The sequence below is a fragment of the Streptomyces sp. NPDC032940 genome (genome assembly GCF_040636935.1).
Classification (GTDB): domain Bacteria; phylum Actinomycetota; class Actinomycetes; order Streptomycetales; family Streptomycetaceae; genus Streptomyces.
The window spans coordinates 41,693-53,904 of record NZ_JBEZVJ010000010.1; the positions used below are offsets into that span (position 1 = coordinate 41,693).

Here is a 12,212-nt window from a genome sequence, read left to right on the forward strand (position 1 = left end):
GCTCGGCTACCCCCTGAAGCGCATCTTCTGCACCAGTTGTGCGGAGATATCGAAAATGAGCCAACCCTTCGTCCCCCAGGCGTGTTCGTGAACCCGCCGGGCAGTCGCGGCGACAGCCGACGCCACGAACCGGACGGTCGGCCATCGTGAGGAGAGAAAGGAACACGCATGAGGAGCAGGGGGATGAAGGCGGGCGCGATCGCGACAGCCGTCGCCATGGGGAGCGTCGCCCTGACGGGCTGCGGTGACGACGGCGAACCGGCGGCCGACGGATCCACCGCCTCGACGAGCGCGAGCAGCTCCGCCGGAAGCCGGCAGCAGGACACCACGGCCGTGCGCAACGCCTACGACAGAACGGCCGAGGCCGAGACCGCCAAGATGACGATCAAGGTGAAGGCAGACGCGAACGGCAAGTCGGTGACCGCCGACGGCCGCGGCGCCCTCGACCTGGCCGAGGGAGACAGCACCATGACCATCACCGCCGAGGGCCAGAGCATCGAGCAGCGAGTGGTCGACCAGGTCCTCTATCAGAAGGCACCCGACCCGAAGGCCTCCGGCGGCAAGTCCTGGATGAAGATCGACTTGAAGCGCGTGGCCGGCCGGCAGGGCGCGAACCCGCAGCAGATCGGTGACCCCGCCCAGTCCGCCGCCTACGCCAAGGCGGTCACCGACAAGGACGTCTCCGAGGTCGGCACCGAGGAGATCAACGGTGTCGACACCACGCACTACAAGGTGTCGATCGACGTCGCGAAGCTTCCCGGCGGCGCACAGCTCGGCAAGCAGATCGGCCCGACGCTGCCCATGCAGATCTGGCTCGACGACGAGGGCCGCATCCGCCGCCAGCAGATCGAGATGGCGCTCAAGACGCCGGCCTCCGCCCGGCCCGAAGGGGGCGTCGCATCCCAGGTGAAGGTCAGCACGCTGATGGAGTTCTCCGACTTCGGCACGAAGGTCGACGCCGAGGCCCCGCCGGCCGGCCAGGTGACCGATGTGACGGACCAGGTGGCACAGGGCGGCCGAACCCAGAACTGACCGCCCGGATGTGCAGGGGCCGGTTGCTCCGTACTCGGCTCAGCCGGCCCGCTCCGCCAGTTCCTCGATGCCGCGCAGCGTTCCCTCGATCCCGGCGCGGAGCTCCTCCAGGCGCATGGCGACGATCTCCTTCTCCCGGTCCGGCATGCGCTCGACGGCGAGCGTGACGCCGCTGCGCCCCGGCCCGAGCACGGCCGTCTGGCGCAGCCGGGTGCCGTCGCCGTCGGCCTCGAGCTCGTAGCACCAGGAGGCCAGCGCCCGCGCGGGGTCGAGGGTCGGCTCACCGAAGCGGCCGTCGGCGTCCAGGACGGCCCAGGCGAACACCCGGTGCTCCTCCAGCCGCACGACCTGGGAGACGGTGCGCCACTCCCCCAGCAGACGGTGACTGTTGTGCCCCTCGAAGCGCGCGCCGACGGCCGGACCCGGCACGCCGTCGAGCCAGGCCACCCGCTGGAGCTCCGGACTGAGCCGGGCAGGCAAGTGGATGTCGGTCACCAGGTCCCAGACGCGCGCCACGGCCGCCCGGACCAGCACCTCGCACCGCACCTGTGGAAGCTCCGCAGAACCCATGTCGTCCCCTCCGTCTCCGCCCCCGCACGGGCCGGCGCCCGCGGCAGCCGTGGCTCGCAGGCTAGCCGAGGCCACCGTCCGTGCTGGCGGTGGCCCGGGTACGGATTAAGCTTCCCGGGCCCCGGCGGCGCAGGACGTCCGCGGAAGACAGGCAGGTGGAGGAACGATGCCGGACCAGGCTTCAGCGCCCGTGCGCACGAGCACGCCGGAACAGCGGGACGGTGCCGGTCCGACCGGTGCGCAGCGGCTGCGGCGCCGTCTGGAGCGGCTGATCGGCGTCGCCGCCACCGAGGGGAACGAACTCACCGCGCTGCGCAACGGCGACCAGATCTTCCCGGCCATGCTGGCGGCGATCCGGTCGGCGGAACACACGGTCGACATGATGACCTTCGTGTACTGGCGGGGCAGCGTCGCCGACGACTTCGCCACCGCCCTCGCGGACCGGGCCCGGGCCGGGGTCCGGGTGCGGCTGCTGCTGGACGGGTTCGGCGCCAAGGAGATCGAACAGGAGCTGCTCGACCGCATGGACGCCGCCGGTGTGCAGGTGGCCTGGTTCCGCAAGCCGCTGTGGCTGTCGCCGTTCAAGCAGAACCATCGCTGCCACCGCAAGGCGCTGATCGTCGACGAGCACACGGCGTTCACCGGCGGCGTCGGCATCGCCCAGGAGTGGTGCGGCGACGCCCGCAACCCGGACGAGTGGCGCGACACGCACGTCAAGGTGCGGGGCCCCGCCGTGGACGGGATCGCCGCGGCGTTCGCCCAGAACTGGGCCGAGTGCCACGACGACCTCTACGACGACCGGGACCGGTTCACCGAGCACACGCAGCCCGGCACCTCCGTCGTCCAGGTGGTGCGCGGATCGGCCAGCTTCGGCTGGCAGGACATGCAGACCCTGATCCGGGTGATGCTCACCTCCGCCGAGCACCGCTTCCGCCTGGCCACCGCCTACTTCGCGCCGGACGCCTACTTCATCGGCCTGCTGTGCGCCACCGCCCGGCGCGGGGTGAAGGTGGAGATCCTGCTGCCCGGCCCGCACACCGACCAGCGGGCCTGCCAGCTGGCCGGGCAGTACCACTACGCACGGCTCCTCGACGCGGGCGTGTCGATCCGCCAGTACCAGCCGACCATGATGCACGCCAAGATCATCACGGTGGACGGGGTGGCCTCGCTGATAGGTTCCACCAACTTCAACCGGCGCTCCATGGACCACGACGAGGAGGTCATGCTGGCCGTGCTCGACGAGGAGTTCACGGCCGGTCTGGACCGGGACTTCGACGCGGACCTGGAGCGCAGCGTCGCGATCGACCGGGCCCGCTGGAAGCGCCGCGCCGCGCTGCAGCGGGTGAAGGAGGCCGCGGTCCTGCCCGTCCGGCGGTTCCTGTAGGCGTCCCGGGCGCGGCTCGCGCGGCTTGTCCGTGCTCGCGGCCCCGCACTACGTTGCGGACGTGGATCTCTTCTCACACTCCTGGACGGCGCTGCGCGCCGCCGTCGCCGGGCTACCGGACGAGGACTACGCGAAGCCCTCCGGCTGTGCCGGCTGGCTGGTGCGGGACCTCGTGTGCCATCTGGTCATCGACGCGCAGGACGTCCTGATCACCCTCGTCACCCCGGCCGATGCGGAACCGACCGTCGACGCGGTGACCTACTGGAAGACCGGGGACCGGCCGCCGACCGGCGACGACCCCCTCGACGCGCTGATCGTCCGGCTGGCCGCCGCGTACGAGGACCCGCGGCTGCTCGCGTTCCACCTCGACGACGTCGGTTCCGCCGCGGGCCGCGCCGCCGGGCTCGCCGACCCCGGCGCCCGGGTGAGCACGCAGGGCGAGGTCCTCACGGCCGGCGACTACCTGACCGCGTACGTCCTGGAGTGGACGCTGCACCACCTCGACCTCATCGCGCACCTCCCGGAGGTGCCGGGGCCGCCCGCGGAGGCACTGGCCCACTCCCGCGCGGCGCTGGAGAGGATCGCCGGCGCCGCCTTCCCGGCGTCGTTCACCGACACGGACGCGCTGCTCGTCGGCACCGGGCGCCGGGCACCGACCCGCGCGGAGGAGGGCGCACTCGGCGGGCTCGGCGCGCGCCTGCCGTTGGTGCTCGGCTGACCCGGACGGGGACGGGACGGGGGTACGCAAGGAGGGAGTTGACCCTCGACCTGGTCAAGGGCCCAGAGTCTTCGGCGTGGAGAGCGAGATGCGCAGTATCGGGGAGACGGCCCGCGACAGCGGCCTGGGCGTGAGCGCCCTGCGGTTCTACGACCGTGCCGGTGTGCTGGTCCCCGCCCGGGTGGATCCGGTGAGCGGCTACCGGTGGTACGCGCCGGAACAGGTGGAGGAGGCCCGGGTGCTGGCCAGGCTGCGGCGGGCCGGGATGCCGCTCGCGGACCTCCGGCTGGTGCTGGCGGGCTGGGCCGGCCCGGACGCCGCCCTGGTGCGGACCCTCCTCCAGGCGCATCTGCGCCGCCTCGAACAGGGGCTGTCCGATGCCCGCGACGAGTTCTCCACGCTCCGCGCCCTACTCGATCACAGGGAGAACCCCATGACGTCGCTCCGTACCGCCACCGTCCGGCTGTCCGTCCCCGCGCCCGAACTGGCGGCCGCGCTGGACACGGTCCGCTTCGCGTCCGGCACCGACCCCGAACTGCCGGTGCTCGGCGGGGTCCTGTTCGACCTGGAGGACGGTGCGCTGCGCCTCGTGGCCACCGACCGGTACCGGCTCGCCGTGGCGCGTCTCGGTGCGGCCGGGCACGACGGGCCCCGCGTACAGGCCGTCGTGCCGGCTCCGCTCGTCGACGCGATGCGTGCGCTGCTGACCGGTGAGGAACCCGTACGGCTCACGGTGGACGGTGACCGCGTGATGCTCGACAGCGGGGACGGGCAGGCGGCCGGCCAGTGCCTTCCGCACGACTTCCCCGACTACCGCCGACTCGTCCGACTCCCCTCCGGACGCCGTACGGTCGTCGATGTCCCGGCGTTCCGGCGGGCCCTGGAGAGCGGTCCCGTCCGCCCGGACGAGACCGACGGGCCGGACCGCGCGCCGTACGACGTCAGCCTGCTGCACGTCGCGGACGACGACACGGTGACCGTCTGCGGGGACGCCGACGAGGCCCCGGACCGCGTGGCCGTGAACCGCACGTTCCTGCTGGAGGCGCTCGCCGCCGGTGCCCGGGACCGGCTGGTCCTGGAGTTCGGCGCGCCCAACGCGCCCCTCGCGATCCGCCGGACCGACGACGAGGAGACGTTCTCCCTGCTGATGCCGGTCCGCCTGGACAGCTGACCGGCGGGCGGCGTTGTCAGTGGCCTGTCCTAGAGTTCCCAGCACTTGATCACTGCGGTGCGGGGAGGCACGAATGGGGTGGGTGACGGCCGGGGACTACGAGGTCGCCCTGGACGACGGGAAGGTGGTGTGCCGCAACGCGGCCGGACGGCGGCTGAAGTCGGTACCCGCCAAGCTCGCGGAGGATCCGGCCGTGGTCGGGCTGCGGCAGCTCGCCGAGTGGCTGGAGCGGCACGAACGCCAGTGCCTGGCCGACGTGGAGCGGTGGATGGTCCGGTCGCTGCCCGTTCCCCTGGACGTCCTCACCCGGGTGTGGCCCGATCCGGCCTGGCGGTCCGCCCTGCACGACCTCGTGGTCACCGGGGCGGACGGCGAGGTCGCCGGGTTCCTGCGGGACGCCGACCCCGAGCGCGGGCTCGGCCTCGTCGACCTCGACGGCGACACCGTGCGCATCGCCCCCGCCCTGGTCCGCCTTCCGCACCCGGTGCTCCTGGAGGAGCTGGAGGAGCTGCGGGAGTTCGCGGTCGAACTCGGCGTCGAGCAGCGGGCCCAGCAGCTCTTCCGCGAGGTCTGGCACCGGCCCGCCGGACTCGACGCCGAGGCCGTCTCCGTCGAGGAGTACGCGGGCGGCACCTTCAGGGAACTGCGTTTCCTGCACGGGCGCGTCACCCAGCTCGGCTACCGCGTGCGCGGCGGATACTCCGTCTGCTCCATGCGCGAGGAGGGCCACGCCGTCGAGGCCAGGGTCTGGGTCGGCGACTACGAGGGCTACGAGGAGACGGAGACCGGACCCCTGATGTGGACCGACGCCGCCGGGCAGGTGCTGAAGCTCGGCCGGATCGGGCCCGTGGCCTGGTCGGAGGGCATGCGCATGGCCGCGGCGCTGTACGCCGGGCGGGACATCGAGGACGAGGAGCGGGCGGCATGAACGGGACGAACGACGCCGGCGGTTCCCTGTCCGCCGCCCCGGGCCCCGGCTCCGGCGGGTACGACGACGCGACGGCCGCCGCCCTCCTGGAGGCCGGCGCGGTGCTGCCGCCGGGAAGCACCGGCCGCGAGGACGCCGACACCCTCACGGTCCGCACCTACGCGCACCCCGCCCTGGGCGACCGCAGCGTCGTCCGGCTGGTGCCGGGCACGCTCGGCGACGCCGAGGACCTCGCGCTGGACTTCCTGGGGCTGGCCCGGGAGGCGGAGACGCCCGAGGTCGGGCAGGTGCGCCGGGAGACCCTCGGTTTCCCGGCCTGGGCCCTGGTCAACGACCCGGCCAACGGGCACCACGCGCTGGCCCTGGTCAAGGACGTCGAGCGGCTCGCCCGGCAGGCCAAGTCCCGTCCCGGCACCGCCAAGGAGGGCTTCGAGGAGCTCGGCGACCGGCTCGGCCGTGCCGTTCCGCACTTCCTGCCCACCTTCTACGAGCAGGCCGCCCGCATCTTCCTCCAGCACGACAACACCACCTACGCGGGCGCGTTCTTCGGCAAGGCCCGCGACGCCGAGCGGGTGCACGCGCTAGCCGTCGACGAGGAGCGGCAGCGGGCCGTCTTCCTGGAGTTCGCCTTCGCCGGGGCCCTGACGGTCAAGGCGCTCAAGCAGCACGTGAAGGACCTCTCCGCGCGGCTCGACGGCGCCGAGGCCTGGGACCAGTTCCGGCAGTTGACGGTGGAGCGCTGCGCGGCGGGCATGCCGCCGTACGCGTCGCTGCCGCAGGACGCCCGGGCGCTCGTCAAGGCCGCGGGCCTTCCCCGGGCCGAGGCCGAGGCCGCACTGGTCGCCGACCTGATCGCCTCGCCGGCCGCGGTGCGGGCGCCCGCCTCCTTCTGGACCGCCTACCGGACCACCCTGACCGTCCTCGCCGTACAGCGGCCGGACGTACGGGCCCGGCTGCTGGAGATCATGCCGGCCGGGCTGGACCGCACGACGAAGGCCGACGAGTTCTGGCTGGAGCTGCTCACCGAGTGCGGCGCCGACCGGCTGCTCACCGGCGAGGGCGACGAGACCGGAGAGACAGGAGAGGGTGACCGGACCGCCGGCGCCGACGCGTCCGAGGGCGTGGACGCCGCCGACTGGCTGACCCGGTGGGCCGCCCACCGCAAGCACGGCGGCACCGTCAGCGACCGCTCGCCGGCCACCCTGGACCTCGTCGCCCGGATGGCCCCCCGGCTGCGCGCCGAGGAACGCCCCGTGGACCTGTTCAGCGGCCGTCGGCACACGGGCGTCGACGTCGACCTGCTCGATTTGTGCGCCGCCGAGGACGTCCCCCTGGCCCTCCCGGACCCCGGCACCGAGGTCCACATGAGGCTGAACGAGTGGGTGCTCTCCGACCGGCCCGGACGGCGCGACCTGGCCGCCGTGGCCGCCGACCCCCGGCTGCGCCCCCTGCTGCTGCACGCCGTCGGCGCGGTGGGCGGCGACCGCAACGGCTCCCGGGCCCTGGAGCGCGTCGCGGAACACCCCGTCCTCGGCGACGTGCTGCGCGAGTGGCTGGACGACGCGGTCGGTGAGCTCGCCGGCGCGTCCGGCCTGCCCGGTGCCCGCGCGGCGCTGAACCGGCTGAGCCCCTTCCGTGCCGTGGCCCCGCGCGTCAGTCCCGAGGCCGTCGCCCGGGTCGCCGGGTACGCGACGGCACCCCTGCTCGGGCGCACCCTGCGGGCCGGCGTCCTGGACGAGCTGGGCTGGCCCGCGCTCGACGAGGCGCTGCGGCTGCTCGACGCCGAGACGCGCAAGGACCGCGACAACACGCTGACCGTGAACGAGGCCTGGCCCTTCCTGATCCTGTCCCGCGGGACCAAGGCGCTCGTCGTGGGTCCGGACGGCGTCGTGCTCGAGCACGAGCTGCGGATACCGGTCGTCCTGAGGCGCTGGGAGCGCCCGCAGTTCCGCTACACCGACGGTGAGCTGCTGGTGGTGTGGTGGCACGAGGGCAAGCAGTGCGGCTACTGGTCGTCCCGGCCGGCCGAGGTGATCACGCTCTCCGGGGAGCGCGTGGTCCACGGGTGGTACGGCGACCACGCCGGCTCCCCCTCGCTGCCGCTGCCCGGCGGCGGCCGGGTCACCGGAGGCCGTACCCTGCACGCCGGTGACACCGTCCTGCCCGCCGGCCGTCCCGTCCTCGGGGACGGCACGCTGTTCTGGCGTCAGGGCAGGCAGGGACGGCAGCGGGTGTGGCTGGAGTACGACCCGCAGACGGGCACCCACGGACGCGCCTCCCTGCCCGCCTTCCTGCGCTCCGGCATCCGGGACGACGCGACGCTGCTGCAGGACGAGTGCGAGACGCTGCCTCTGCAGCCCGGCCTGGAGAGCAGCCCGTTCGGTACCGACGGGAGCGTCGTCGGCCGCTGGGTGCGGGCCGAGGACGAGACCGAGGAACTGCGCACGACCACGGGTACGCCCGACGGACGCACCGTCACGCTGAGCACGCCACGGGGCGCGGCGCGCGCGGTGCCGCTCGGCGCGCTGCGGCTGCCCGGGGGCGCCGAGCCGGTCGTGGCCCGGACGCACCGGAGGATCTCCCTGTTCGCGCCGGACGACCGTACGGCGGGCGGCGAGCTCGGCCACGTCACGCCGAACGAGCGGGGCGGGACGTTCGCCGGGGGCACGCGCTTCGTGCCGCCGGTCGCCTTCTGGCACGCGTTGCGGCCCCGGGACGAGGCGGCGTCGGCCGTCCTGCGGTCCCTCACCGACGAGCGTGCGGCCGAGGTGCTGGCACAGGCGGCCGAGGCGCTGGCCGAACGCGAGGCCCAGGTGGCCGCGGCGGCCCGGGCCGGCGAGGCGACGGACAGTCCCGTCCAGGCGGCCGGTGGCACGGCCGGCGCCCGGAACCCCAGCGGCACCGGTGGCTCCGGCACGGCGGCGGACGCCGACGGCCGGCCCGTCGTGCCGAGCGCCGACGAGGCCGTGCGCCGGGCCGTGTCCCGGTCGCTGCCCGGCCTCACCGACGAGCGGATGCTGACCGGCGTGGTCGGCCTGGTGCGCACGACGCTCCAGGTCGCCGCACAGGCCACCACGTTCGCGACGCCGCCCGTGCAGAAGCCGAAGCAGGACCGCCGGCTGATCGAGGGCATGTTCGCGGACTACCGCCCCGAGCACGGCACCGACGAGATCCTGCGCGAGGCCACCTCCGGCCTGACCGGGCTGTGGGGAGGCTACGGCGGCCGGGACCAGTGGCAGACGCTCCGTCAGGTCCGCGCGGTCAACCACGTGCTGTCGGGGAAGCCCGCCGACGGCAGGAAGCTGCCCGACCCCGGCCGTCTCGCCGCCCTGGGCGACGGGTGGCGCAGCGAGGAGCACACGGTCCCCGGCGCCGGCCTGCTCTGGCCGCCGCTGCTGGCCGTGCTGCGCCCGCTCGCCTACCGTGCCGCCTCGCCGGCCCTGCCCGCCGCCGAGCGCGAGGCCCTGTTGCTCCTGCTCGAGGCGCTCGCGGAAGGACTCCTCACCGCGCCCGGTGGCGCCCTGCGCGAGGTCGTGCTGAGCGAGCCGCGAGACAACGGGCAGCGCGTCGGGCAGGTGCTGCGCCGCGACGGCCGTACCGTCGTCGTCCTCGCCTGCCAGAGCACCGACTACGCCCGTGACCGTGTCCACTGGCTCGCCCTCGACCACGATCCGACGGGCCGGTTCGGGGCGATCGCCCACTTCGCCCTGGAGCGTGAGCGCCGGCGCACCCCGGCGCTCACGGCCGACGAGCTCACCGCCGTCGTCCGGCTGGTCCGGGACAAGGAGGCCGCTCCCTGGCAGGCCGAGGCACCGGCCGCGCTCGCCGAGGCGACGGGCGGGGCGCTGGGTCCCGTCCAGGCCGCGGTACTGCTCGCGGGGCATCCGGCGGACCCGGGCGCCGGGACACTGGCCGTCACCGGCCTGAAGCCCCGTCAGTTCGCCGCGGCCAAGGGGATGCTCGGCTCGCTCACCGAGGAGGACCGGGCGGCACTCATCGGCGCCCTGCTGCCCGGGGACCCGGCCGACCTGTGGACGTCCGGGCCCGACACGCGGACGGCGGGCCGGGTGTGGGCCGAGCGACTCGGCGACCTCGTCCGCGTGCCCGAGGACCTGGCCGCCTGCCTCGACGGGCTGCCGACCGCGTACGCCGAGTCCGTCCTCAATCCGTCCCGCACCGCGTGGATCGCCCGCACGACCGTGCAGCGGCCGGACGAGGAGGGCCGTCTGGCCGCGGCGGACCCCGCCGCGCTGCCCGGCAGCCACCACCTGACCGGCGCGGTCGCCGCCCTCGGCTCGCTCGCCTACGCCCTGCCCCACGGCCACCCTCTGCGTGCCGCCCTGCCGGACGGTCTGGCCGCGCTGCGGCGCCGCGTCGCCGACCCCGGGCTGCTTCTCGACGTGAACATCGGGTGGACCGAGAAGGGCGGGTACACCGCCGGCGAGGTGCGCAAGGCCTACGGGCTGCCCGAGACGGGCGGCGCCGACGTGGACGGCACGACCTGGGTCGGGGAGGCGCTCGCGCTGCGTCCCTGGCACGGGGACGCGGAGACCGTTCTGATCCGCCCGGCCGGCCTCACCGGGCCGGACGACGCCGTCCTCGGGCTGCTCGAAGGACTCGTGGGCCCCTCGCGGGCGACGGGGCTGCGGGCGCTGCGGACCCTTCTCGGCGACGAGCAGGCCCGGGCCGTCGCCGCCGGGCAGGAACCCGAGGGGCCCGTCGGCTACGCCCAGGATCCCGCGGTCGGCGCGCCGGACCTCGTCGCCGAGGTCGCCGGGGCCCACGGCCTGGGCGAGGACGCCGCGGCGCTCTACCTCCAGCTGCTCGCCCTGCCCGATCCGACGGACCGCAACGTGGCCCGCTGGACCGGCTGGAAGCCCGCCCGTCTGAAGAAGGCCCGCGCCGAACTCGCCGCGACGGACCTGGTGGTGGAGGCCAAGCGGCCCCGCGCCGGCCGCACGCTGTTCCTGCCCTGCGGCTGGCTCGACCTCAAGTCCCCGGCGCTGCCCGTGGAGACGTGGAAGGAGGGCCTCTACCCGGTGCGGGGCGGGCTGCGGGCCGTGCCGCTGCTGCCGGTGCCCGAGCTGTTCGCCCGGGCCTGGGACCGCGTCCGCTCCGGCGACGCGCCCGCCTACGAGGAACTCGTCACCCGGCCCGCACGCAAGGGCCGCCGCCGATGACCACCGCTCCGAGCCCACTGGAAGACCCGTCGATGACCACCGCTCTGTCCCCCGCCCCCGTCCGCCAGATCGTGCCGCCGGAGGACCGGTACGCCACCGAACTGGCCTTCCTCGCCGCCTACGACGCGGGCCCGCGTCCGCCCGCCTGGCGGCTCACGCCCCGGGCCGTCGTCACCTTCGTCATGGGCAGCGAGGGCCGGGCCCTGCGGCTGCCCGACGACGCGGAGGTGCCCGACGGGGTGCCGCGCCGGCTGGCGGTGGAGGGCAAGTTCGTCGGCGACCGGGCGCTGGTCGAGCGGTGTGTCGTCACCCTCGCCGGGGAGCGCGGCCTGCTGCTCGTGGGCGAGCCCGGCACCGCGAAGTCCCTGCTGTCCGAACTGCTGTCCGCCGCCGTGTGCGGCACCAGCGGGCTCGTCGTGCAGGGCACGGCCGGCACGACCGAGGACCAGCTCAAGTACGGCTGGAACTACTCGCTGCTGCTCGCCCAGGGACCCAGCCGGCAGGCGCTCGTGCCCTCTCCCGTGCTGACCGCGATGGGCCGCGGCGCCCTGGCCCGGGTGGAGGAGGTCACCCGCTGTCTGCCGGAGGTGCAGGACTCCCTGGTCTCCCTGCTCTCCGAGCGGCGCATCGCCGTGCCCGAACTGTCGGGCACCGACGACGCCCTGGCCCACGCGGCGCCCGGGTTCAACCTCATCGCCACCGCCAACCTGCGCGACAAGGGCGTCTCGGAGATGTCCGCCGCGCTCAAGCGCCGCTTCAATTTCGAGACCGTCGGTCCCATCCCCGACCTGGACGCGGAGACTTCGCTGGTCCGCAGCCAGGCGCGGGCCGCGGTCGAACGGGCGGGGGCGCCCTTCCGGGTCGACGACGCCGTGCTGGAGGCGCTGGTCGTCGCCTTCCGCGACCTGCGCGAGGGCCGGTCGGCGGAGGGCTGGGAGGTCGAGCGGCCGTCCACCGTGATGAGCACCGCGGAAGCCGTGTCCGTCGCGGGTGCGCTCGGGCTGGCGGCGGCCTACTTCCCCGGCGACCGCGACGTGCTGGGCCTGCTGCCCGGGCATCTCCTCGGTGTGGTGCGCAAGGACGATCCCGCCGACGCGGCCCGGCTGCGGGGCTACTGGGACGGTCCGGTGCGGCGCCGCGCGGAGCAGGGTTCGGCGACCTGGCGCACCCTGTGGGACCTGCGTACGGTCCTGGAGGCCTGACCGCCGTGTCCCTTCTCCCGCCCTCCC

Annotated in this window: 8 protein-coding genes; 7 read left to right on the plus strand and 1 reads right to left on the minus strand. The window is 74.6% G+C overall.

The features are described 5' to 3' along the window. Positions 1–168 precede the first annotated feature (168 nt). The gene (locus tag AB0E77_RS15300; RefSeq protein WP_361570014.1) at positions 169–1,032 is read left to right on the plus strand and encodes an LppX_LprAFG lipoprotein; all 864 of its coding nucleotides are present in this window, start codon (positions 169–171) and stop codon (positions 1,030–1,032) included. A 39-nt stretch (positions 1,033–1,071) separates the two neighbouring features. Here AB0E77_RS15300 and AB0E77_RS15305 read toward each other — a convergent pair whose 3' ends face one another. Further along, positions 1,072–1,602, minus strand: coding sequence for an SRPBCC family protein (locus AB0E77_RS15305; protein ID WP_361570016.1), 531 nt, complete (start codon positions 1,600–1,602; stop codon positions 1,072–1,074). A 190-nt stretch (positions 1,603–1,792) separates the two neighbouring features. On the opposite strand from AB0E77_RS15305, the gene AB0E77_RS15310 reads away from it, so the two are divergent. The 6 genes from AB0E77_RS15310 (at position 1,793) to AB0E77_RS15335 (ending at position 12,185) form a co-directional block, all read left to right on the plus strand. Then, entirely contained in the window at positions 1,793–2,986 is a 1,194-nt protein-coding gene (locus AB0E77_RS15310) for a phospholipase D-like domain-containing protein (RefSeq protein WP_361570018.1), read from the plus strand. Positions 2,987–3,047: 61 nt separating this feature from the next. Next, a complete protein-coding gene (locus tag AB0E77_RS15315; RefSeq protein WP_361570019.1) occupies positions 3,048–3,704 on the plus strand; it encodes a maleylpyruvate isomerase N-terminal domain-containing protein in 657 nt (218 codons plus the stop codon). Positions 3,705–3,792: 88 nt separating this feature from the next. Further along, positions 3,793–4,875, plus strand: coding sequence for a MerR family transcriptional regulator (locus tag AB0E77_RS15320; protein WP_361570020.1), 1,083 nt, complete (start codon positions 3,793–3,795; stop codon positions 4,873–4,875). A gap of 73 nt (positions 4,876–4,948) precedes the next feature. Continuing rightward, on the plus strand, positions 4,949–5,803 hold the full coding sequence (locus AB0E77_RS15325) for a DUF4132 domain-containing protein (RefSeq protein WP_361570021.1): 855 nt from the start codon (positions 4,949–4,951) through the stop codon (positions 5,801–5,803). After that, entirely contained in the window at positions 5,800–10,983 is a 5,184-nt protein-coding gene (locus AB0E77_RS15330; protein WP_361570023.1) for a hypothetical protein, read from the plus strand. Before AB0E77_RS15325 ends, AB0E77_RS15330 begins: the two co-directional genes overlap by 4 nt. Positions 10,984–11,015: 32 nt before the next feature. Continuing rightward, positions 11,016–12,185 carry an AAA family ATPase gene (locus tag AB0E77_RS15335; RefSeq protein WP_361570345.1) on the plus strand — a complete coding sequence of 390 codons (1,170 nt, stop codon included), beginning with the start codon at positions 11,016–11,018 and terminating at the stop codon, positions 12,183–12,185. Positions 12,186–12,212 lie beyond the last annotated feature (27 nt).